Annotated in this window: 18 protein-coding genes; 11 read left to right on the top strand and 7 right to left on the bottom strand. The window is 68.1% G+C overall.

Annotated features, from left to right (window positions below):
* Positions 1 to 3 precede the first annotated feature (3 nt).
* Positions 4 to 2,154, bottom strand: a complete 2,151-nt coding sequence (locus HWX25_RS29490; RefSeq protein ID WP_175911993.1) for an FUSC family protein — start codon at positions 2,152 to 2,154, stop codon at positions 4 to 6.
* On the bottom strand, positions 2,151 to 2,630 hold the full coding sequence (locus tag HWX25_RS29485) for a MarR family transcriptional regulator (RefSeq protein WP_175911992.1): 480 nt from the start codon (positions 2,628 to 2,630) through the stop codon (positions 2,151 to 2,153). Before HWX25_RS29485 ends, HWX25_RS29490 begins: the two co-directional genes overlap by 4 nt.
* A gap of 401 nt (positions 2,631 to 3,031) precedes the next feature.
* Here HWX25_RS29485 and HWX25_RS29480 point away from each other — a divergent pair, with 401 nt between their 5' ends.
* The 8 genes from HWX25_RS29480 (at position 3,032) to HWX25_RS29445 (ending at position 12,292) form a co-directional block, all read left to right on the top strand.
* Positions 3,032 to 4,444: a PLP-dependent aminotransferase family protein gene (locus HWX25_RS29480; protein WP_059530787.1), complete on the top strand. Its 1,413-nt coding sequence runs from the start codon at positions 3,032 to 3,034 to the stop codon at positions 4,442 to 4,444.
* Between the two features lie 108 nt (positions 4,445 to 4,552).
* Complete coding sequence (eutB, locus tag HWX25_RS29475) at positions 4,553 to 5,524, top strand: hydroxyectoine utilization dehydratase EutB (protein ID WP_175911991.1); 972 nt, start codon at positions 4,553 to 4,555, stop codon at positions 5,522 to 5,524.
* Between the two features lies 1 nt (position 5,525).
* The gene (locus HWX25_RS29470) at positions 5,526 to 6,530 is read left to right on the top strand and encodes a cyclodeaminase (protein ID WP_175911989.1); all 1,005 of its coding nucleotides are present in this window, start codon (positions 5,526 to 5,528) and stop codon (positions 6,528 to 6,530) included.
* 10 nt (positions 6,531 to 6,540) lie between these two features.
* On the top strand, positions 6,541 to 7,749 hold the full coding sequence (doeA, locus tag HWX25_RS29465) for an ectoine hydrolase DoeA (protein WP_175911987.1): 1,209 nt from the start codon (positions 6,541 to 6,543) through the stop codon (positions 7,747 to 7,749).
* 4 nt (positions 7,750 to 7,753) lie between these two features.
* Positions 7,754 to 8,791 carry a N(2)-acetyl-L-2,4-diaminobutanoate deacetylase DoeB gene (gene doeB / locus HWX25_RS29460; RefSeq protein ID WP_175911985.1) on the top strand — a complete coding sequence of 346 codons (1,038 nt, stop codon included), beginning with the start codon at positions 7,754 to 7,756 and terminating at the stop codon, positions 8,789 to 8,791.
* Positions 8,792 to 8,804: 13 nt separating this feature from the next.
* The gene (locus HWX25_RS29455) at positions 8,805 to 9,275 is read left to right on the top strand and encodes an Lrp/AsnC family transcriptional regulator (RefSeq protein WP_175911983.1); all 471 of its coding nucleotides are present in this window, start codon (positions 8,805 to 8,807) and stop codon (positions 9,273 to 9,275) included.
* Positions 9,276 to 9,398: 123 nt separating this feature from the next.
* Positions 9,399 to 10,877: an NAD-dependent succinate-semialdehyde dehydrogenase gene (locus HWX25_RS29450; RefSeq protein ID WP_175911981.1), complete on the top strand. Its 1,479-nt coding sequence runs from the start codon at positions 9,399 to 9,401 to the stop codon at positions 10,875 to 10,877.
* Positions 10,878 to 10,897: 20 nt separating this feature from the next.
* Complete coding sequence (locus tag HWX25_RS29445) at positions 10,898 to 12,292, top strand: aspartate aminotransferase family protein (RefSeq protein WP_175911979.1); 1,395 nt, start codon at positions 10,898 to 10,900, stop codon at positions 12,290 to 12,292.
* Positions 12,293 to 12,495: 203 nt separating this feature from the next.
* Here HWX25_RS29445 and HWX25_RS29440 read toward each other — a convergent pair whose 3' ends face one another.
* From HWX25_RS29440 to HWX25_RS29430, 3 genes are all read right to left on the bottom strand, one after another.
* Entirely contained in the window at positions 12,496 to 13,428 is a 933-nt protein-coding gene (locus HWX25_RS29440) for an MBL fold metallo-hydrolase (RefSeq protein WP_175911977.1), read from the bottom strand.
* 296 nt (positions 13,429 to 13,724) lie between these two features.
* On the bottom strand, positions 13,725 to 15,113 hold the full coding sequence (locus HWX25_RS29435; RefSeq protein WP_059530762.1) for an MFS transporter: 1,389 nt from the start codon (positions 15,111 to 15,113) through the stop codon (positions 13,725 to 13,727).
* Between the two features lie 129 nt (positions 15,114 to 15,242).
* On the bottom strand, positions 15,243 to 16,952 hold the full coding sequence (locus HWX25_RS29430; protein WP_175911974.1) for a dihydroxyacetone kinase family protein: 1,710 nt from the start codon (positions 16,950 to 16,952) through the stop codon (positions 15,243 to 15,245).
* A gap of 341 nt (positions 16,953 to 17,293) precedes the next feature.
* Between HWX25_RS29430 and HWX25_RS29425 the strand changes: the two genes are divergently transcribed.
* Entirely contained in the window at positions 17,294 to 18,490 is a 1,197-nt protein-coding gene (locus HWX25_RS29425) for a collagen-like triple helix repeat-containing protein (protein WP_175911972.1), read from the top strand.
* A 163-nt stretch (positions 18,491 to 18,653) separates the two neighbouring features.
* Here the strand turns inward: HWX25_RS29425 and HWX25_RS29420 are convergent, their stop codons facing one another.
* Complete coding sequence (locus HWX25_RS29420; RefSeq protein ID WP_175911970.1) at positions 18,654 to 19,730, bottom strand: sigma 54-interacting transcriptional regulator; 1,077 nt, start codon at positions 19,728 to 19,730, stop codon at positions 18,654 to 18,656.
* A gap of 88 nt (positions 19,731 to 19,818) precedes the next feature.
* Here HWX25_RS29420 and HWX25_RS29415 point away from each other — a divergent pair, with 88 nt between their 5' ends.
* Together HWX25_RS29415 and sfnG are read left to right on the top strand one after the other, a co-directional pair.
* Positions 19,819 to 20,196 (top strand): hypothetical protein, encoded by a 378-nt coding sequence (locus HWX25_RS29415; protein WP_175911968.1) that lies wholly within the window; start codon positions 19,819 to 19,821, stop codon positions 20,194 to 20,196.
* Between the two features lie 69 nt (positions 20,197 to 20,265).
* Positions 20,266 to 21,369: a dimethylsulfone monooxygenase SfnG gene (gene sfnG / locus HWX25_RS29410; RefSeq protein WP_175911966.1), complete on the top strand. Its 1,104-nt coding sequence runs from the start codon at positions 20,266 to 20,268 to the stop codon at positions 21,367 to 21,369.
* Between the two features lie 141 nt (positions 21,370 to 21,510).
* Here sfnG and HWX25_RS29405 read toward each other — a convergent pair whose 3' ends face one another.
* On the bottom strand, positions 21,511 to 22,158 hold the full coding sequence (locus HWX25_RS29405; protein WP_175911965.1) for a LysE family translocator: 648 nt from the start codon (positions 22,156 to 22,158) through the stop codon (positions 21,511 to 21,513).
* Positions 22,159 to 22,238: the final 80 nt, after the last annotated feature.

Raw genomic sequence — 22,238 nt, 5'->3', positions numbered from 1 at the left:
GGATCATGCGGGCGCTCCGTCCGGTGCGGCACGCGGCGGCTGCGCGGACGCGGCCGGGTACAGCGACAGGCGCAGGCCGACGAGCGCGTGCAGCGTGTCGCGCAACCGGCGGTGTGTCGCGGGCGTGGTCGGCGCTGCGGGAGCGGCGTGCGTCGTGCCGTCGCCCGCCGATGCGGCGGCCGTGCCGGGCAGGTTGCGGCCGGCCACGCGCTGCAGCGCGTCGTCGATCGATGCGAGCAGCGCCGGCGGTGCAGGCTGTCGCGCATTCGCGGCCGCGCAGCGCGCGTAGTGATCGGTGACGCCGGCCAGCACGCGGTCGATCGCGTCGGGCACGTCGCCCGTCAGCTTGCGGCGCGAGCGGCGCAGGTCGAGCGCGTTCAGCGCGATGCGCAGGTCGCGGAAGCTCTCGATCGACGGATGGCGGTGATCGTCCGACGCGCCGAGGCGCGGCAGCAGTTGCGTGACGCGATCGAGCATGCGCGATGCGTGGTTGCGCTGGTCGTCGAGCGGCTGCGTGGATGCGGAGCGTGCGACGTCCTCCCAGCCCGAACGCAGCAGGCGCCGCACCGCGAGTTCCGCGCCGAACGGACGCGTCGCGCGCGTCCAGACGTACGCGAACAGCAGCCCGGCGACGCCCGCGAGGTTGCTGTTCAGGAACACGAAGAAATCGGCGTCGTACGCGCTCTGGATGCTGATGAAGGTGGCGGTGTTCACCGCGACGAGCATCGTCACCATGTTGAACTGCGGGCGCGGCAGCAGCGTGCCGATCAGGATGAACGGCCCTGCGAACATCAGTACGAGCATCGGGAAGTCGTGCACGTGCGGCAGCACGACGAACAGGTACAGCCCGGCGAACACGACGCTCGCGGCCGTCGACAGGAAGAACTTGAACACCAGCGGTGCCGGTTCGTCGAGCGCGGCGAAGAAGCTGCACGACACGGCCACGAGCGTGACGGCCGCGGCGCCGTCGTGCCAGCCTGACGAGATCCACAGCGAGCATGCGACCACGATTGCGAGCACGACGGTGAGCGTGGAGAACAGCATCATCCCGCGATCGAAGAAGCGTTCGGTGCCGCCGAGCCGCCAGTGTCGGAAACGCGGCTGCCAGACGCCCGACTCGTTCGCGATCAGCGCGCGCAGCGAGCGGCAGTCCTGCCAGATGTCGATGACCTGATGCAGCCGCCACAGCGCGTTCGACAGCAGTGCGCCGTCCCAGCTCGCGAGCGCGTTGTCGGACGGCTGCATCGACGCGATGCGCTCGCGCAGATTGTCCGCGACCGGATCGTGGGCCACGTCGCCGTCGGTGCCGGTCTTCACGGCCGGCAGCGGCGCGTCGAACCACTTTGCCGCGTCGGCGAGCAGCGCGTCGAGTGCCGGTGGCCGCACGTGCAGGTCGCGCATCAGCGCGATCAGCGGATCGGCGAGCGACGACATCAGCGGCAGGAACAGCTGCATGCGGCCCGCGAGCGCCTGCGCACGAGCGAGCACGCGCGGGTGCGCATGGTCGTAGCTCAACTGGCTCAGCAGGAATTCGAGGCCGGTGATGGTCGCGGCGAGGCGTTGCCGGCACGCCGACAGCGCCTTGCCCGCGATGTGCCCCGACAGCGTCTCGCGACCGTAGAACGCCGCGTCCTTGAACCATGCGTCGGTGCGCTCGATCAGCGTCGGCGCGAGGCGGTTCGGGAACACGGCGCTGCCGACCACGCTTGCGCACACGATGCCGAGCACGATTTCCTCGGTCCGCGCGATCGCGACGTCGAAGATCGTCGACGGATCGGTCACCGTCGGCAGCGCGACCAGCGGCATCGTGTAGCCGGCGAGCATGAACACGTAGCTGCGCGCGGTGCGGTCGGAGATCGCGAGGTAGAGCAGCGTGCCGCACCACGTCGCGACGATGATGCTGAACAGGAACGGCGTCTCGACGAACGGCGGCACGAACAGGATCGCGGCGGCCGCGCCGAGCGCGGTGCCGAGCGCGCGATACAGCGCTTTCGAGCGCGTCGCGCCGACGAACGGGTTCGACACGATATAGACGCTCGCCATTGCCCAGTAAGGGCGCGGCAGCTGGAAATACAGGCCGAGGTACAACGCCAGCATCGACGCGGCGAACGTCTTGCCCGAGAACAGCCAGTCGCGAAGGCTCGGATAGGTCATGGCGCGGAATCGGCGGGGTGAGACGGACGCGACGCCGGATGCTGCACGTCAGCCGCGTTGAACGCGTTCAACACGCGCAGCGTCGCTTCGAGATCGGCACGGGTGACGCCCTTGAGCACCTGGGCGCGCAGCACGCGCAGGTCTTCCTCCATCTTCGCGGTGACCGCGCGGCCGGCAGCCGTCAGCGAGATCGTCTTCGCGCGGCGGTCGTGCGGATCCTCGTCGCGGCGAGCGAGGCCGGCCGCGCACAGCTGGTCGAGCAGGCGCACGAGCGACGGCCCCTCGATGCCGACGTGTTCGGCGAGCGTGCCCTGGCGCACGCCTTCGCCGAGGCGGCCGGCAATCAGCAACGGCGTCGCGCAGGCTTCGGACACGTTGTACGCGGTCAGCACGGTGTCGCTCGTGCGGCGCCATTTGCGCGCGGTGAGCACCAGCAGGCTGCTGACGGCGAGGCGGAGGTCGTGCAGATTGGTCATGGGCGAGATGATAGGGGCAAAAACATTCGATAGCAAACTATCGTTTTTGTCACTCACATGTCATGCCGCACGCCCGGGCGCCGACCTGCAACGAGCAATTTAGGCGGTCGGTCCGGCGCCGGTCAAGCTGTCAAATTGCAAGCGAGCGGCGGATCCTTACGTGTCGCGTGCAATCCGGATCGAACGCGGCGATCGCACGTGGCGGGTCGGCGGTCAGGCGTGGGTTGTAGGGGCGTTGTAAGAAAGATGCGATTCGGATGATCGCGTACCGGCCGTGCCGACCGACCGGGATCGCGCGATGCGCGTCGTACCGTCCTGGCTCCGCACGCGATTGCACTAGGACAATAATCTCCGGGTGTCTTTCTGAGCGACCATGCGGAAGCAACGACGGAGACATCGAGATGGGACGGACCGAGGTATCGGCGCGCTGGCACGACGCGATCGGCGCGGTGCACGGCATCGAGTCGAAATACAAGCGGCTCGTGAAGGCGATCGCCGCCGACATCGAAAGCGGTGCCCTCGCACCGGGCGCGCGGCTCGCGCCGCAGCGCGACGTGGCGTCGAGCCTCGGCGTCAGCGTGCAGACCGTCACCAATGCCTACAAGGAACTCGAAAGACAGGGCCTGATCCGCTGCGAAGTCGGGCGCGGCAGCTTCGTGGCCGCGCGCGTGACCGAATCGATGTCGAACTACATCCTCGATACGGCCGAGCGCGAACTGGTCGACTTCTCGATCGCGCGCATCGTGCACACGCCGGAGCACGACGCCGCGTGGCGGGCCGTCTGCGCGGCGCTGGCCGATGCCGACGACCAGCCGTGGATCCGCTCGTTCCGGCCGATCGCGGGCCTCGATGCGCATCGCGAGGCCGGTGCCGCATGGCTCGCGTCGCTGAATCTGCCGATTCATCCCGAATCGTTGCTGATCACGAACGGTGCCGCGCACGGCATCTTTCTCGCGCTCGCGTCGATCGTCGGGCCGGGCGACACCGTGCTGTGCGAGAGCCTGACCGACCACGGCGTGATCGGCTCCGCGAACGTGCTCGGGTTTACGCTGAAGGGGCTCGAGATGGATGAACACGGGATCCGTCCCGAACATTTCGAGGAAATGTGCGACGGCGAGCGAATCAGTGCGCTCGTCTGCACGCCGACCCTCAATAACCCGACGGTATCGATGATGTCCGATTCGCGCCGCAAGTCGATCGCGCGCATCGCGTCGCGCTACGGCGTGTATGTGATCGAGGACGACGTATACGGCCCGCTGCCCGCGAAGACGGCCACGCCGATCGCGAGCCTGATTCCGGACCTCGGCTTCTACTGCACGAGCATGACGAAATCGGTGCTGACCGGGCTACGAACCGGCTATCTCGCGATGCCGAGGCGGCTCGCGCTGCGCGTCGAGAGCGTGCTGCGCGTGAGCAGCTGGATGGCGACGTCACCGATCGCGGAGATCGCGACGCGCTGGATCGCGGACGGCACCGCGCGACGGCTCGTCGAACTGCAGCGGCAACGGCTCGCGGTGCGCCAGGACATGGTGAAGGCCACGCTCGGCCCGTATGTGCTGGGTGCGCATCCGAATGCGCTGTCCGCGTGGCTGCGCGTGCCCGACTACTGGCAGGCCGACCGGCTCGTACGCGAATTGCGGACCCGCAAGATCGCCGTGACGTCGCCCGATCCGTTCCTCGTCGGCGGTACCGAGCGGCCGAACGCGGTGCGCGTGTGCATCGGTGCGGAGACGACGGATGCCGCATGCAATGCCGCGCTCGCGACGATCGCGGGCGTGTTCGAGCAGTATCCGCACGTGCACGACTTTCACTGAAGCGAAGCGGGCGTCGTGCCAGCGACGCACAATGTATCAGGACATTCGAAAGCGCAATTTGGAACATTAGACTGGATCGCACTACATCAATGATGAGGCGTGCGATCCATGTCCCTTCTGTCGCTGTCCGACGTCTACCGCGCGCGCCGACGCATCGCCGGGCATGCGTGCGTCACGCCGCTCGTCGCGTCCGCCGCGTTGTCCGCGCGGGTCGGCGCTTCTGTCCACCTCAAACTCGAAACGCTGCAGCCGACCGGCAGCTTCAAGCTGCGTGGCGCGACCAACGCGCTCGCCGAACTCGCGGCACGGCGCGTGACGCGCGTCGTCACCGCGTCGACCGGCAATCACGGCCGTGCGGTCGCGCATGCGGCGCGCACGTTCGGCATCGAGGCCGCCGTCTGCATGTCGTCGCTCGTGCCGGCGAACAAGGTCGACGCGGTCGCCGCGCTCGGCGCGCGGGTCGTGATCGCCGGCGACAGCCAGGACGATGCGCAGGCCGCGGCGCGGCGCCTCGTGCGCGACGAAGGCTACGCGTACGTGCCGCCGTTCGACGATCCGCGCATTATCGCCGGACAGGCGACGATCGGCGTCGAGATTCTCGAAGCGCTGCCCGATACGTGCACGCTCGTCGTGCCGCTGTCCGGCGGCGGATTGTTCAGCGGCGTCGCGTTTGCCGCGAAGGCGATCCGGCCCGCGATCGAGGTGATCGGCGTGTCGATGGCGCGCGGCGCCGCGATGCACGCGAGTCTCGCGGCCGGACGACCGGTCGACATCGATGAACAGCCGACGCTCGCCGATTCGCTCGGCGGCGGCATCGGCCTGGACAACCGCTATACGTTCGACATGACGCGCGCGCTGGCCGACGACGTCGTGCTGCTCGACGAGCCGGCGATCGCGCGCGGCATCGCACATGCGTACCGCGAAGAGCGCCTGGTCGTGGAAGGCGCGGGTGCGGTCGGCATTGCCGCATTGCTGGACGAACGGATCGCGCACAGAGATCGCGGCGGCCCGATCGTCGTGATCGTCAGCGGCGCGAACATCGACATGGCCGTGCATCGCCGGCTCGTTTCGGAGAACTGACATGGCCCATCCCGTCACGCTGCTCGGACAGGCGCAACTGCGCGCACTGGTCCCGCTCGATCTCGCCGCGATCGACCAGGTCGAGGCCGCGTTCGCGTCGCTCGCGACCGATGCGGTCGCGATGCCGCCGATCCTCAATCTCGCGCTGCCGGCGCGGCACGGTGAGGTCGACGTGAAGACCGCGTATCTGCCGCGCTTCGACAGCTTCGCGATCAAGGTCAGTCCCGGCTTCTTCGACAACCCGTCGCTCGGGCTGCCGAGCCTGAACGGGCTGATGCTCGTGCTGTCCGCGCGCACCGGCCTGACCGAGGCCGTGCTGCTCGACAACGGCTACCTGACCGCAGTGCGCACCGCGGCGGCCGGCGCGGTGGCCGCGCGCCGGCTCGCGCGCGCCGATGCACGCCGCGCGGCGATCATCGGCGCGGGCGAACAGGCGCGGCTGCAGCTCGACGCGCTGATGCTCGTGCGCGATATCGTGCACGTGACGGTCTGGGCGCGCGACGCCGAGCGTGCCACGCGCTTCGCGGCCGACGTGCGAGCCGCGCACGGGATCGACGCGGTTGTCGCGCGCTCGGTGCATGCGGCGCTCGCCGACGCGGACATCGCGGTGACGACCACCCCGAGCCGCGAGCCGCTCGTGCACGCCGAGGATCTGCATCCGGGGTTGCACGTGACGGCAATGGGTTCGGACGCCGACTACAAGACCGAACTCGCGCCGTCGGTGTTTGGCGCGGCGCGCTACTTCTGCGACCGGTTGCAGCAGACCCGTGCGGCCGGCGAACTTGCGCACGCGATCGCCGCCGGTGTGGTCGCGCCCGACGCGGTGTTTCCGGAACTCGGCGAAGTGATCGCCGGGCAGCGCGAGGGCCGCACCCATCGCGACGACATTACGATCTGCGACCTGACCGGCACCGGCGCGCAGGACACCGCCATTGCCGTGCTCGCGCTGCAGCGCGCCCGCGCGGCCGAGGTGGGCACGATTTTTCACAACGACCTCACGACTTGAGAGGAGACAGATGTCCGCAGTCATCGAAACCCACGAAGCCGCGCCGCGCCTCGCGTTCGAGCGCAGCGAGTATGCCGCGCGCATTGCGAAAACGCGCGCGGCGATGCAGCGGGCCGGCATCGACCTGCTGATCGTCACCGACCCGACCAACATGGCCTGGCTCACCGGCTATGACGGCTGGTCGTTCTACGTGCACCAGTGCGTGCTGCTGCCGATGGACGGCGAGCCCGTCTGGTACGGCCGCGGCCAGGACGCGAATGGCGCGAAGCGCACCGTGTTCATGGCGCACGACAACATCGTCGGCTATCCGGATCATTACGTGCAGTCGACGGCCCGCCACCCGATGGACTTCCTGTCGACCGAGGTGATCGCCGCGCGCGGCTGGAGCATGTTGCGCATCGGCGTCGAACTCGACAACTACTACTTCAGCGCGGCGGCGTACGCGTCGATGCAGAAGCACTTGCCGGCCGCGCGCTGGGTCGATGCGACGGCGCTCGTGAACTGGCAGCGCGCGGTGAAGTCGCCGCGCGAGATCGAGTACATGCGTGTCGCCGCGCGGATCGTCGAGCGCATGCATGCGCATATCGTCGACACGATCGAGCCCGGCATGAAGAAGAGCGATCTCGTCGCGCAGATCTATGCGACCGGGATCGGCGGCGCGGACGGCTTCGGCGGCGACTATCCCGCGATCGTGCCGCTGCTGCCGACCGGCGCCGACGCGGCCGCGCCGCATCTCACCTGGGACGACACGACATTCGCGCGCGGCGCGGGCACGTTCTTCGAGATCGCGGGCTGCTACCGCCGCTATCACTGCCCGCTGTCGCGCACCGTCTATCTCGGCAAGCCGCCCGCGCACTTCGTCGAAGGCGAGCGCGCGGTGGTGGAGGGGATCGAGGCGGGGCTTGCCGCCGCGAAGCCCGGCAACGTATGCGAAGACATCGCGAACGCGTTCTTCGCGGTCCTGCGCCGTGCCGGCATCGAGAAGGACAGCCGCTGCGGCTACCCGATCGGCGCGAGCTATCCGCCGGACTGGGGCGAGCGCACGATGAGCCTGCGCCCGGGCGATCGCACGGTGCTCGAACCCGGCATGACGTTCCATTTCATGCCGGGACTGTGGCTCGACGACTGGGGGCTGGAGATCACCGAAAGCATCCTGATCACAGAGACCGGCGTGGAGACGTTCTGCAACGTGCCGCGCAAGCTGTTCGTGAAGGAGTAGAGCGATGCGTGCTTCTCCGATCACGCCGACCGTCGATTTCGACGCGGACGGCGAACAGCATGGCTTTCTGAAGCTGCCTTACTCGCGCGACGATTCTGCGTGGGGCGCAATCATGATTCCGGTGACCGTCGTGAAGCGCGGCGACGGGCCGACGGTGTTGCTGACCGGCGGCAATCACGGCGACGAATACGAAGGGCCGGTCGCGCTGTCGAAGCTTGCCGGCTCGCTGAAGGCGGCCGACGTGACCGGCCGCGTGATCGTCGTGCCGTTCATGAACTACCCGGCGTTTCGCGCCGGCTGCCGCACGTCGCCGATCGATGCGGGCAACCTCAACCGCAGTTTTCCGGGGCGTCCGGACGGCACCGTCACCGAGAAGATCGCCGACTACTTCCAGCGGCATCTGCTGCCGCTCGCGACGCACGTGCTCGATATCCATGCAGGCGGCCGCACGCTCGATTTCGTGCCGTTCGCGGCGATCCACGTGCTGGATGATCGCGACCAGGAAGCACGCTGCGAACGCGCGATGCGCGCGTTCGGCGCGCCGTACTCGATGCGCATGCTGGAGCTCGACAGCGTCGGGCTCTTCGACACCGCGGCCGAGGCGGCCGGCAAGGTGTTCGTGTCGACCGAGCTCGGCGGCGGCGGATCGTCGACGGCCGCGAGCGTCGCGATCGCCGAACGCGGCGTGCGCGGCTTTCTCGCGCATGCGGGCGTGCTCGCGAGCGGCGACGGCGAGCGCGGCCGCACGCGCGGCGCGCCACGCACGACCACGCTGCTCGACATGCCGGACGGCTCGTGTTTCACGACCAGCGAGCATCGCGGGCTGCTCGAGATGTGCCGCGATCTCGGCAGCGAGGTCGACGCGGGCGACGTGCTCGCGCGCGTGCACGACATCGACCGCACGGGCATCGCGCCGGTCGAATACGTCGCGCGGCGGCGCGGCCTGCTCGCGGCGCGGCACTTCCCGGGCATCGTGCAGGCCGGCGACACGATCGCGGTGGTCGCCGACATCGTCGGACGCAACATTCCGGTGGCCGCATGAGGATGCGCACGACGTGATCAAGCTCGACCGATACGACCTGGCGATCCTGCGCATTCTCGAGCGCGACGGGCGCATCACGAAGTCGAAGCTCGCGGAGGCCGTGAACCTGTCGATCTCGCCCGCGTGGGAGTGCGTGCGCAAGCTCGAGGAAAGCGGCGTGATCCGCGGCTATCGCGCGGACGTCGACTGGATCGGCACGTTCTCGGGCAGCCGCATCGTCGTCGAGGTGACGCTGTCGCGTCATACCGCGCCCGACATGCGGCGCTTCGAGGATCGGGTGAGCGCGGCGCCCGAAGTCGCGCAGTGCTATGCGACGGGCGGCGGCGTCGACTACGTGCTGCACGTGGTCGCGCGCGACATCGACCACTACCAGCGCTTCATCGATGGACTGCTGATGGACGACCTCGGCATCGAGCGCTACTTCACGTACATCGTGACGAAGGTCGTGAAGTGCGAATCGGGCGGCGCGCCGGACTGGCACTGAAACTTCGTGCGAACGCGGGCCAATACGGAAAAAACCGCAAGGCGTGGGTGCCGAAACCGAAATTTCCGCACCCGGCGGCACGACAGAATGAAGCTCGTGCCCACCCAAACGAGGAGACGCAGCATGCTGCCCGGACACCCCGTTCTGTTCAAGTCGACGTGCTACGTCGACGGTCGCTGGATCCACAGCGACAGTGCCGCGACGGTCGCCGTCGTGAACCCTGCCGATCAGGCCGTGATCGGCCATGTGCCGATGCTGGAGCGCGCACAGATCGTCGCGGCCGTCGACGCCGCGCAGCGTGCGTTCGACACGTGGCGCTGGACGCCGCAAGCCGTGCGCAGCGCGGCGCTGCTGCACTGGCATGCGCTGATCCTGCGGCATCTCGACGATCTCGCCGCGTTGCTGTCGCTCGAACAGGGCAAGCCGCTCGCCGAGTCGCGCGGCGAGATCCGTTATGCGGCGAGCTTCGTCGAGTGGTTCGCGAACGAGGCGAAGCGTGTTGCGGGCCGCACGATCCCGACGCACATCGACGGCGCGCATCTCGGCACGCTGATGGAGCCCGTCGGCGTCGCGGCGCTGATCACGCCGTGGAATTTCCCCGCCGCGATGATCACGCGCAAGGCCGCCGCCGCGATCGCGGCCGGCTGTGCGGTGGTGGTGAAGCCCGCGCACGAGACGCCGTTTTCGGCGCTCGCGCTCGCGCAGCTCGCCGACGAGGCCGGCTTCCCGGCCGGCGTGTTCAACGTCGTGCTCGGCGAGCCGCAGATGGCGATGGAAACGCTCGTCGGCGATGCGCGCGTGCGCGCGGTGAGCTTCACCGGATCGACGCGCGTCGGGCGGCTCGTCACCGAGACCGCCGCCAAGGCCGGCATTCGCAAGGTCGCGCTCGAACTGGGCGGCAACGCGCCGTTCATCGTGACCGAGGACGCGGACCTCGAGCAGGCGGTGCGGATCGCCGTCGGCGCGAAGTTCCAGACCTCCGGCCAGGACTGTTGCGCGGCGAACCGGATTTTCGTCGCGCGCCCGCTCTATGAAGCATTCGTCAACCGCTACGCGAACGCGGTGCGCGAACTGAAAACCGGCCCGGCGTTCGAGCCGGACGTCGACGTCGGTCCGCTGATGCACCAGGCCGCGTTCGATGCGACGGCGGCACGCGTCGACGACGCACGTGCACGCGGCGCGCGCATCGTCACGGGCGGGCGGTCGCACGCGCTCGGCGGCTGGTTCTACGAACCGACCGTGATCGCGGATGCCGCACCCGGCATGCGCGTGTACGACGAGGAGAATTTCGCGCCGATCTCGGCGGTGTGTGCGTTCGACACGCTCGACGAAGTGGTCGACAAGGCCAACGACACCGAATATGGCCTCGCTGCCTACGTGTGCGCGACGCGCATCGATACGATCTTCCAGCTCGTGCGGCGGCTCGACTTCGCGATGGTGTCGGTCAACGGCGTGAAATTCACCGGCGCGCCGATCCCGTTCGGCGGGATGAAGGCGTCGGGCCTCGGGCGCGAAGGCGGCGCCGAAGGGTTCGAACCGTTCACCGAAACCAAGTATTTCTGCCTCGGCAATCTCGGCCTGCCCGTCGCGGCGACGGCCTGATCCATTCAAAGGAGCCCATCATGAAACAATCGATCGACGCATTGCTGCGCGAGGACCGTGCCCACTTCATGCACCCGTCGACGCACGCATACGACCATGAGACCGGCGCGCTGCCCGGCAAGATCGTGCGCGGTGCGCACGGCATTCACATCGAGGATCACCAGGGCAAGCGCTATATCGACGCGTTCGCCGGCCTCTACTGCGTGAACATCGGCTACGGCCGCACCGAAGTCGCCGACGCAATGTACGCGCAGGCGAAGCAGCTCGCGTACTACCACACGTATGTCGGCCACTCGTCGGATGCGATCATCGAGCTGTCGTCGCGCATCATCGACTGGGCGCCGGCCGGGATGAAGAAGGTTTATTACGGGATGTCGGGTTCCGACGCGAACGAGACGCAGGTTAAGATCGTCTGGTACTACAACAACGTGCTCGGCCGCCCGAACAAGAAGAAGATCATCTCGCGCGAGCGCGGCTATCACGGCTCCGGCATCGTGACGGGCAGCCTCACGGGCCTGCCGAGTTTCCACCAGCATTTCGACCTGCCGATCGACCGCGTGAAGCATACGGTGTGTCCGCACTGGTATCGCAAGGCGCCGGCCGGCATGAGCGAAGCGCAGTTCGTCGCGTACTGCGTCGACGAACTCGAAAAGTTGATCGCGCGCGAAGGCGCCGACACGATCGCCGCGTTCATCGCGGAGCCGGTGATGGGCACGGGCGGCATCATCGAGCCGACGGCCGGCTACTGGCCCGCGATCCAGGCCGTGCTGCGCAAGCACGACATCCTGCTGATCTCCGACGAAGTCGTCTGCGGGTTCGGGCGTCTGGGGTCGAAGATGGGCGCGCAGCACTTCGGGATCGCGCCCGATCTGATCACGGTCGCGAAGGGGCTGACGAGTGCGTATGCGCCGCTGTCGGGCGTGATCGTCGGCGAGAAGGTGTGGGACGTGATCGCGCGCGGCTCGCAGGTGCACGGGCCGATGGGGCACGGGTGGACGTATTCGGGCCACCCCGTGTGCGCGGCCGCCGCACTCGCGAACCTCGCGATCCTCGAACGCGAGAACCTGGTCGGCAACGCTACCGAAGTGGGCGCGTATTTCGGCGCGAAGCTGCGTGACGCGTTCGGCGCGCATCCGCTCGTCGGCGAGGTCCGCAGCGTCGGGATGCTGGCGGCGCTCGAATTCATGGCCGACAAGGATGCACGCACGCCGTTCGATCCGGCGCTGAAGATCGGCGCGCAGGTATCGGCCGCGGCGTTGCAGCGTGGCGTCATTGCGCGCGCGATGCCGCACGGCGACATTCTCGGCTTCGCACCGCCGCTCGTGATGACGCGCGCCGAAGCCGACGAGATCGTCGGTATCGTGAAGGAAGCGGTGGACGAGGTCGCGGAGCGCAATGTTTCGAGCGTCGCCTGAGTCTCCTGCGGGTCCGATGCGCGCGCAAGCGCGCGAAGTCACGCCGTCGCACGGAAGTGCGGCGGCGTTTTTGCTTCACGGGGGATCAGTCGCGAAAGCGGTGCTTCTTGCCATGACGCATCACCATCGCTGCAAGAACGGCTGCGATCGCTCGAATATCGTCAATACGGTCCGCACGGCGCCCGCTGCGTGCCCCGAATCACTCAGTAGTCCCACACGACAGGGACGAAACGGAAGCCGTCGCCGTCTCTCGCGATGTGGCCGATCGACGGAAACGCGACATGCGCCGCGGCCAGCATCGCGCCGGTTTCGGCGGCGTCGTTGAACAGTGCGATCCGGACGTCAGTAGCCGCTTGCGGATCGTGCTCGAAGCCGTTTTGCCAGTCAGGATGGTCGAAGTTCACTTCGAAAATCGCGTCGCCCGCGAACGTCAGTCGTTCGCCGTCCGATGCGATATCGACTACGCAGTGTCCCGGCGTATGGCCGCCGGTCACGCGCGCCGATACGCCGGTCGCAACTTCCACGGTGTGGTCGAACGGTACGATGTGCTCGCGATACAGCTCTACGAATCGCGCCGCGGCCTTGCGTAGCGCGGGCGGGACGGTTTCCGGCATCACCGTCTTGCTGAAGTCCGGATTCTTCCAGAACGCCAATTCCGCGGCCGACACGTGAATGCGCACGTCGGGGCTCAGCCGGGCCTTGACGCCGTCGACGTTCAGGCCGCCGACGTGATCCATATGCATGTGGGTGATCACGATGTCGGTGATCGCGGCGAGATCGATGCCGGCGGACTCGAGACGCATCACCGACCGTCCCGCGCGCGTGAAGTATTCGAAGCCGTCGCCCACGCCCGAGTCGATCAGGATCAGGCGATCGGCGCTGCGCACCAGCGCGATATTCAGCGCCCAGTCGAACATGTCGCGTTGCAGGAACCGTCCGTCGAACCATTCGTTGCGGTCCGCTTCGCTCACATTGGTGGACATCGTGGAAGTCGGCAGCGGCAGAACGCCGTCGCTGATCAGCACGACGTCGACGTCGCCGATGCGCACCGCGTAGCGGGATGGAACGAGCTCACCAGCCGCTTCCTTGCCAAGAGGGGTCGTTACCGGCCGCACGTTGTGGATTGATCCGTTCATGTTCAATCGTCCTCTTCATCGAGTGGGGTCTTCCACGCTGCGCAGCGCGGTTCGCGCGCGATCGTGCATGACGCGCTTTTCGTGTCGCGCGCATGCCGATCGAGCATGTCGGCGATTGTAGGTAGGCCCGGCGAACGCCTGAAGCACCGCGCCTGCGAACATCGTGTTGTCCTCGCGACAACAATCCGCCGGCAGGTTCATGGCGCTGAAATGCACATCGCCCGCCGTCCGTCGTCGGACCGCGGGCGATGCAAGGGATGCCGTTTATGGGAGCGACGTGCGCACCGCATCCGGTATCAACCCGGCTGTCGCCCGGGCACCGTCTCGCCGCGCAGCGAGCATCCGCGCGTCTCGATCACGCCCGACAGCGCCACCAGCCCGATCGCACAGGCCGCCATCATGTAATACGCGGGAATCAGCGCATTGCCGGTCTTGCCGATCAGCCAGTCGTTGACGATCGGCGCGGTGCCGCCGAACAGCGACGTCGACACGTTGTACGCGATCGCCATGCCCGCATACCGCACGTGGGTCGGGAACATCGCCGGGAACATCGCGGAGATGGTCGCGAGCTGCGGCACGTAAAGCAGGCCCAGCACCGCGAAGCCGACGAATGCACCGAGCACGCCGTGCGTCATCAAGGTGAACATCGGCACGGCCGCGACGAACAGCCCGACCAGCGAGATCCACCACATCGCTTTGCGGCCGACGCGATCCGACAGCCAGCCGGCGAACGGCAGCAGCACCATCATCGCGAGCATGCCGATCAGCGGAATCAGCAACGACATGTTCTCGCTGACGCCGAGCTCCTTGTGCATGTAGGTCGGCATGTACGCGAGCAGCACGTAGTTGACGACGTTCAGTGCGACGACGAGCCCGCCGAGCAGCAGCAGTGGCCGCGCAAAACGGACCAGCAGCTGACCGATCGGCAGCGCGGTCGCGGCGGTGTTCTGCTCGCGCCGATGCGCCTGCTCCTCGAGTTCGCGGAACACAGGCGTTTCCTCGAGGCGCGAACGCAGATAGAAGCCGATCAGCCCGAGCGGCGCTGCGACGAGGAACGGCAGGCGCCAGCCCCACGCATGCATCGCGGTGTCGCCGAGCAGCAGCGCGAAGCCGAGCATCAGCAGCGCGCCGAGCGAGAACCCGGCGAGCGTCGCGAATTCGAGGAAGCTGCCGCACAGGCCGCGTCGCGAATCCGGTGCGTATTCGGCGATGAAGGTCGCCGCGCCGCCGTATTCGCCGCCGGTTGAAAAGCCCTGCACCATGCGCAGCACGATCAGCGCGGCCGGCGCGAGCCAGCCGGCACTCGCGTAGGTCGGCAGCACGCCGACGAGCAGGGTCGCGCCCGACATCGTGAGAACGGTCAGCGCGAGCACGCGCTTGCGGCCGAGGCGGTCGCCGAGCGGGCCCCAGAACAGGCCGCCGAGCGGGCGGATCAGGAACGAGATCGCGAAGGTGCCGAGTGCGAACAGCGTCGCGCTGGCCGTGTTGCCGGGAAACAGCGCGGCGGAGATGTAGGCGAGTCCGTACGCGTAAATGCCGTAATCGAACCATTCGGTCGCATTGCCGAGGGCGGCGGCCGCGATCGCGACCCGAGGCAGGCAGTGCGGCTCGTCGCCGCGGGAAGCCGTCTCGTCCGGAACGGACGTGGCAGCGGAAACGGAAGTCCACGATGGCACATATCGCATGAGGGGTCCTCGCTATCAGCATGCGCCCGGATGGGCGCCGACGAGGATCAAAGTAATCCCGCCAATTGGCGATGCCCGATGTCATAGGACGATGTGGGGATCGGGGTTTTCCCGTGCCGTGGTCGCTGTTTACCGCACGTGCGGCAGCAACGCGCGCAGCCAGGACGCGACCGCCACCGCGCCACCATCCGGCGTGCCGATCGCGCGTTCGCCGAGATAGCTCGCACGCCCCGCGCGCGGCGTCATGCCGGCCGTTCGTTGCGCGCCGTGTTCCGCCGCCTCGACGGCTTGCGCCCATGCGCCAGCGGGGTCGCGATCATGATCGAGCGCGCGATCGAACGCATCGGCGGCCGGCACCAGCGCATCGAGCATCGTCCGGTCGCCGGCACGTGCGCCGCCCAGTTCGGAGATCGCATCCACCGCGCTGCGCAATGCCGCAGCCCAGTCGCGCGCCGACGGTGCGGCGATATCCGAGGCATCGGCGAGGCGCCGCGACGCGCGCAGCAGCGCGGTCGCATAAAACGGTCCCGAGCTGCCCGCGATCGCTCGACGCAATGCGGTGCTCAGCGCCGCGAGCGTGCCGGCCGGCGTGCCGTACGCGGCTTCCGGCAACGCGAGGATCGCCTGCGCGGCGCGATACATGCTCGCGCCGAGATCGCCGTCGCCGGCGGCCGTGTCGAGCTCCGTCAGCGTCGCTTCGTTGTCGATCAACGCTTGCGCGACCGCGTGCAGCGCCGGCTGCAGCCGCGCTGCCCACGCGTGGCCGGCCGCATCGGGCGGCGGCAGCGGCTGGTCGGGCGCGGCTGCCGCGGCCACCCGGATCTGCGCGTTGACCGCGCCGCCGCCGGGCCATGCGCGCGCCTGCGTCGGCGCGTCGAGCAGGGCGGCGCGTTCGTCGTTCATCCGCAGCAGCGAGATCGAGCAACCGGGCATGTTCAGCGCCGACAGGAACGTGCCGGCCCATGCCCGCGCGACGGTGATGCCGCGCCGGCTCAGGTTGTCGTACGCGGCGCGCAGCACGATCGCGAGTTCCATGTCCGGCGTCGCGCCGAGACCGTTGACGAACAGTGCGACGCGTTCGCCGCGATCGAGCACGAGGTCGGCGACGATGCTCGACAGCAGCGTCTCGACCAGCGCGTCGGCCGGCAGCGGCGCGGTGCGTTCGACGCCCTTCTCGCCGTGGATGCCGAGGCCGAGCTCGATCTCGTGATCGGCGAGGCTGAACCCCGACTTGTCGGCGCCGGGGATCGTGCAGCCGTCGAGCGCGACGCCCATCGTGCCGAGTTCGGCGGCTGCGTCGCGCGCGATTGCCGCGACGCGGGCGAGCGGCAACCCGCGCGCGGCGGCCGCGCCGGCCAGCTTGTGGATCAGTACGGTGCCCGCGATCCCGCGTCGTTGCCCGCGTTCGACGCGGCCGCGCAGCGACACGTCGTCGGCGACGATCACGGTCTCCACGGGAATGCCCTCGGCGCGCGCAAGTTCGGCGGCCAGCCCGAAATTGAGGCGGTCGCCGGTGTAGTTCTTCACGATGAGCAGCGCGCCGTTCGGGCCGGCGCACGCGCGGATCGCGGCGAGCACGGCGTCGGTCGGCGGCGACGTGAATACCTCGCCGCAGACGGCCGCGCTCAGCATCCCTTCGCCGACATAGCCGCCGTGCGCGGGCTCGTGGCCGCTGCCGCCGCCGGACAGGATCGCGACGGGGCGCTGCGACGGCTCGGGCAACGGCTGGCGCACGAGCACCTGCTCGTCGCCGAGGATCGCGACATGCGGCGACTGCCGCGCGATGCCTTCGAGCATTTCGCGCACGACATCGGACGGTTGGTTCACGAGCTTTTTCATGGCAACGGGTTCCTGACGGTGGGACGAAGCCCGGCGGCACGCATGCCGTGCCGCCGGGCTTCGAACTTTAGATAGTAGACGGCGCACCCCGAAGGTGGCGCGCCGCGTGGCCGGCGTTACGTAACATCGAAGCATTCGTAGCACGAATGTAACGAAAACAGAGCCGCTCATGGGGGCCGAAACGTATCGAGCATGATTGCGGGCAGCACTCGCACGGGCGCGCTGAGGCTGGCGTTGCGGCGGGCAGGCCCGTTCGCCTGGCGCCAATGGCATGGAAAATGCTGTTTCTCTCCCGGTCCTCAACCGAACATTTCCATCGCCCGGACCGCGAGGAGACCACCATGTATCGAACCCGCATTGTCACGTCCGCGGCGTTGCTCGCCGCCGCCGGCATGCTGGCCGCCTGTGGCGGCAACGACGTCGCCGCACCGTCGAGCGCGAACGCGAGCACCAGCGGCGCAACCGTCGGCGGCAATACGCCGGGCAGCGACACCTCGGACGGTGGCTGGGGCACCAGCGGCGCCCCCGGCACCCGTGGCGTCGTGAGCACCGCCGGCGCGCTCGCGATCGGCGTCGGCTCGACCGTCAGCGCGATATCGTTGCCGGTACTCGGGAATACCGTGACGCGTAGCGCAGGCGACACGATCTCGAGCGTCAGCACGATTTCGCGCGCCGCGACCGATGCGCTCAGCAACGGGCTCGGCAAGATCGGTTCGACGTCGAACCCGGTCGGCACGACGGTCGCCGGCCTTGGCGACGTCGTCGGCGCGACGGCGAATCCGGTCGCGGGCCTCGCGCAGACCGTCCGCGCGCTCGGCTCGGGGCCGCTGGCGCCGCTCGCGCCGGTGACGACACCCGTCGGCGCGGTGCTCGACACCGTGGCCGGCGGACTCGGCACGGCAGGCAATACGGTCGGCGCGACGCTGGCGACGGGCGCCGTGCAACAGGTCACGCAGCCGCTCAGCTCGGCCGTCACGCCGCTCGTCATCACGGCTGGCCAGGCGACGCAGCAGATTGGCGCGACCACGGGCCTCGGGCAGCCGGTGGCCGGTCTGCTCGGACAAGTCGGCAGCCCGCTGGCGACGACGGGCTCGCGAATGGGGTCCGTTTCGTCGCAGCCGGCCGTCGGCGCGGTGGGGGCGCTCGTCGGCGCGCTCGGCAATACCGTCACGAACGCGGGTGGTCTCGTGAACTACAACGGCCCGAATGGCGTCGCGCCGATTCCCGGCCTGATCGTGAGTCTCGCGGGCGCTTCCATTACCACCGTGCAGAACGGTCCGTCGAACGGTTCGAGCGCGTCCGGCCCGCTCGGCGGCGTGCTGTCGGGGCTCGGCTCGACGCCGCTCGGGTCGCTGACCGGTGCGCTCGGCGGCACGACCGGTGCCGGTGCGGCAAGCCCGCTGGCGCCGGTGACGAATCTCGTGTCGACGGTCACCGGCACGCTCGGTGGCGCGGCGGGCGGAGCCGGTTCCTCGGCGAATCCGCTCGCGCCCGTTACGTCGTTGCTCGGCGGCGTGACGGGCGGCGTCGGGAAATAGCGGCGTACCGCACGGCGAGCGGCTGGACCACGCGCTGCTCGCCGTGAGGAAGGCGAGCAGCGCATCGGCTTTACCGGTCCATGCCGTCGATGAATTGCCACAAGCCGAAGCATCGGGCGCCCGCATCGCCGACGCGCGGCACCGCGTGCAGCCGCGCTCGCGATTACTTGACCGCCGCGATCGCCTTCGCGCGAATCAGCCGCGCACGCAGCACGTTCCGGCTGATGCCGAGCAGTCGAGCAGCCTGCACCTGATTGTGGTGACTGAAGTCGAACGCGACCCGCATCACGGTGTCCTCGATGCGTTCGAACAGGTTCTCGTGCGGCTCGTCGAACAGCGCGCACAGTGCCAGTTCGAGCGCTTCCTGACCGGGCACGCGGCCCGCCGCTTCCCGCGCGCCGGCAGCCACGGCCCGCACGCATGACGTCGACAGGTTCAGGTCGGTTTCCTGCAGCGCATCGTGGCGGCTCACCAGCAGCGCGTGATGGATCACGTTCTCCAGTTCGCGGATATTGCCGGGCCACGAATGCGCTTCGAGGCGGCGCGCCGCGCGCGGGTCGATGCTGCGCGGCCCGTGGCCGACGCGGCTGCGGTATTCGTCGAGGAAGTGGCGTGCGAGCGGCAGGATGTCGCCCGGCCGTTCGCGCAACGTCGGCACGTCGAGCCGCACGACGTTGAGCCGGTAGAACAGGTCGGCGCGAAACCGTCCGTCTGCCACCGCCTGCTGCAGGTCGACGTTGGTCGCGGCCACCACGCGCACGTCGATCGGAATGCCCGTGCGCGAGCCGAGCCGCACGACCTCGCGCTCCTGCAGCACGCGCAGCAGCTTGACCTGCATCGACAGCGGCAGGTCGCCGATTTCGTCGAGAAACAGCGTGCCGCCGTTCGCGGCTTCGAACCAGCCGTGCTTCGCGCCGACCGCGCCCGTGAATGCACCTTTCTCGTGACCGAACAGTTCGCTGTCGACGAGCGTGTCGGAGAGCGCGCCGCAGTTCACGGCGACGAACGGGCCGCCGCCGCGATGGCTGACGTCGTGCACGTGGCGCGCGATCAACTCCTTGCCGGTGCCGGTCTCGCCGACGATCAGCACGTTCGCGTCGCTCGGCGCGACGAGCCGCACGCGTTCGAGCAGCGCGAGCGAACGCGGATCGACGAACACGGGCGCGCCGCGCGATTCGTCCGGCTGCGCGGTGACGACACGAAGGTTGACCGGACGCGGCGTGGCAAACAGGGAGGTCATGGCGATGAAGGCGTGAGTCGATCGAACGGTTCGAACCAGCGTCGACTGGCGCCGCGGTCCGGTTGCTGCCTGGTCAGCAGAGTGTTCAGTGTTTTGCGTCGCACGGGAAACATCGATTTCTGATAACGAAAGCCGGATTGCTGCGCAGGATGCAACGGCGCGGAAGCGCGCCGTCGCGACAGCGGATTCGACGTCATCGCGTTCGATGCAATGGCGTCCGGTCGCGGCGATCCGCCGAATGGCGGGCGCGAAACTGCTGATCGAGCAGCAGCGCATCAGCAACGCTGTTTCCGTCGGTTCATCGCGCTGCGGAATATCGATGCGATGCGACTGGCGAAACGCTTTCCATGGCCGATTATTTGGCCGCGAAAGCCATACCCGATGGGCGATCGATTTAAACTTCGTGATGCAGATGATATGCGCGATCGTGCATCCGTCGACAATGGCACGCTCCTTGCGAACCTGACCTGCATCCGCGCGCTTGTCGCCGCCGCGTAGCCCGTCTTTCGTTTTTTTCATTCGATCAGGACCTCTCATGAGCATTCACGAACCAGCAGCCGACGGCGTCAAATTCGCGTACTGGGTGCCGAACGTCAGCGGCGGCCTTGTCGTCAGCACGATCGAGCAGCGTACCGACTGGAGCCTCGAGTACAACCAGAAGCTCGCGCGCACGGCCGAGGCGGCCGGCTTCGACTACGCGCTGAGCCAGATCCGCTTCACGGCCGGCTATGGCGCCGAATACCAGCACGAGTCGGTCTCGTTCAGCCAGGCGCTGCTGCATGCGACGACGAAACTGAAGGTGCTCGCCGCGATCCTGCCGGGGCCGTGGCATCCGGCCGTGGTCGCGAAGCAACTCGCGACGATCGACCACATTTCCAACGGACGCATCGCGATCAACGTCGTCAGCGGCTGGTTCAAGGGCGAATTCACATCGATCGGCGAGCCGTGGCTCGAGCACGACGAACGCTATCGGCGCTCGAAGGAATTCATCCAGGCGCTGAAGGGCATCTGGACGCAGGACAATTTCACGTTCAAGGGCGACTTTTACCGCTTCAACGATTACACGCTGAGCCCGAAGCCTGTTCAGAAACCGCACCCGGAGATATTCCAGGGCGGCAGTTCGCGCGCGGCGCGCGACAACGCGGCGAGCGTGTCGGACTGGTACTTCACGAACGGCAATACGCCGGAGAACCTGAAGGCGCAGATCGACGACATCCGCGCGAAGGCCGCCGCGAACGACCATCGCGTGCGGATCGGCGTCAACGCGTTCGTGCTCGCGCGCGACACCGAGGAAGAGGCGCGGGCCGTGCTCGACGACATCGTCCGGCACGCACACGTCGAGGCCGTGCATGCGTTCGGCGATGCGGTGAAGGAGGCCGGCAAGGCATCACCGGAAGGCGAGGGCAACTGGGCGAAATCCACGTTCGAGGATCTCGTGCAGTACAACGACGGTTTCCGCACGAACCTGATCGGCACGCCGCAACAGATCGCCGAGCGGATCGTCGCGCTGAAGGCGATCGGCGTCGATCTCGTGCTCGCCGGGTTCCTGCATTTCATCGAGGAAGTCGAGTATTTCGGCAAGCGCGTGCTGCCGCTCGTGCGCGAGCTCGAAGCGCAGCGGCAGGCGGTTGCCGCGTGATGCGCGCGGGTGTGCAGGACGTGGCGATCGCATGAACGTCACGGCCGGCGCCGCGTGCCGCCGGCCAACAACGATCGCTGCGTCACGACGAGCGGCGCGGGCCGGGCGTGAATTCATCCGATCCGCGTCCTGGCGCCCGCGTCACGCCGCACCCGCCATTCTCGACGCCTCGACGAGCATCTGCACGCCGAGGCCACCAAGCACCGCGCCCATCGCCCAGCGCTGCGCGAGCAGCAGCGCCGGACGCCCATGCAGGTACTTCGCGATGCCGCTCGAGCAGATCGCGACCAGTCCGTTCGCCGACGCGAACGCCGCGATCAGCAACGAACCGAGAAAGAGCGACTGGCCGAACAGGCTGCCTTGCCGGTAATCGATGAACTGCGGCAGCAGCGACACGAACAGCATCGCGAGCTTCGGATTCAGCACGCTGGTCGTCGCGCCCATCGCGAGCAGCCGCAGCGGCTGCTCGTTCGGCAGTGTCTTCACCTCGAACGGCGACCGGCCACCCGGCCGGACTGCCTGCCACGCGAGGTAGAGCAGATACGCGGCGCCCACCACGCCGAGCACGGTGCCCGCGTACGGCACGCTCAGGAACAGCGTCGTGATCCCGAACGCGGCGCCGAACATGTAGAACAGATAGCCCACCATCACGCCCGCCAGCGATATCAGCCCGGCGGTGCGCCCCTGCGCGATCGAGCGCGACATCACGTAGACCATGTTCGGCCCCGGCGTGATCGCGAGCATGCCGCCGATGACCAGGAATCCGTAGAGCGAGCCGGAGGTGTGCATGGTTGCTGCTTCCCGCGATGAATGTCGATGGCATTCATTTTCCAGCGATGGAGGTGGCCAGTAAAACGGGATAAACTGAA

Origin of the sequence: Burkholderia sp. BCC1640, from assembly GCF_902833125.1 — a bacterium.
GTDB classification, from domain to species: domain Bacteria; phylum Pseudomonadota; class Gammaproteobacteria; order Burkholderiales; family Burkholderiaceae; genus Burkholderia; species Burkholderia diffusa.
This window is presented reverse-complemented; position numbering and strand designations above follow the sequence as displayed.

Bases quoted from the DNA above. Each gene is read 5' to 3' on its own strand.
- HWX25_RS29490 (WP_175911993.1), bottom strand. From the start codon at position 2,154: ATGACCTATCCGAGCCTTCGCGACTGGCTGTTCTCGGGCAAGACGTTC.
- HWX25_RS29485 (WP_175911992.1), bottom strand. From the start codon at position 2,630: ATGACCAATCTGCACGACCTCCGCCTCGCCGTCAGCAGCCTGCTGGTG.
- HWX25_RS29480 (WP_059530787.1), top strand. From the start codon at position 3,032: ATGGGACGGACCGAGGTATCGGCGCGCTGGCACGACGCGATCGGCGCG.
- eutB (WP_175911991.1), top strand. From the start codon at position 4,553: ATGTCCCTTCTGTCGCTGTCCGACGTCTACCGCGCGCGCCGACGCATC.
- HWX25_RS29470 (WP_175911989.1), top strand. From the start codon at position 5,526: ATGGCCCATCCCGTCACGCTGCTCGGACAGGCGCAACTGCGCGCACTG.
- doeA (WP_175911987.1), top strand. From the start codon at position 6,541: ATGTCCGCAGTCATCGAAACCCACGAAGCCGCGCCGCGCCTCGCGTTC.
- doeB (WP_175911985.1), top strand. From the start codon at position 7,754: ATGCGTGCTTCTCCGATCACGCCGACCGTCGATTTCGACGCGGACGGC.
- HWX25_RS29450 (WP_175911981.1), top strand. From the start codon at position 9,399: ATGCTGCCCGGACACCCCGTTCTGTTCAAGTCGACGTGCTACGTCGAC.
- HWX25_RS29445 (WP_175911979.1), top strand. From the start codon at position 10,898: ATGAAACAATCGATCGACGCATTGCTGCGCGAGGACCGTGCCCACTTC.
- HWX25_RS29440 (WP_175911977.1), bottom strand. From the start codon at position 13,428: ATGAACGGATCAATCCACAACGTGCGGCCGGTAACGACCCCTCTTGGC.
- HWX25_RS29435 (WP_059530762.1), bottom strand. From the start codon at position 15,113: ATGCGATATGTGCCATCGTGGACTTCCGTTTCCGCTGCCACGTCCGTT.
- HWX25_RS29430 (WP_175911974.1), bottom strand. From the start codon at position 16,952: ATGAAAAAGCTCGTGAACCAACCGTCCGATGTCGTGCGCGAAATGCTC.
- HWX25_RS29425 (WP_175911972.1), top strand. From the start codon at position 17,294: ATGTATCGAACCCGCATTGTCACGTCCGCGGCGTTGCTCGCCGCCGCC.
- HWX25_RS29420 (WP_175911970.1), bottom strand. From the start codon at position 19,730: ATGACCTCCCTGTTTGCCACGCCGCGTCCGGTCAACCTTCGTGTCGTC.
- sfnG (WP_175911966.1), top strand. From the start codon at position 20,266: ATGAGCATTCACGAACCAGCAGCCGACGGCGTCAAATTCGCGTACTGG.
- HWX25_RS29405 (WP_175911965.1), bottom strand. From the start codon at position 22,158: ATGCACACCTCCGGCTCGCTCTACGGATTCCTGGTCATCGGCGGCATG.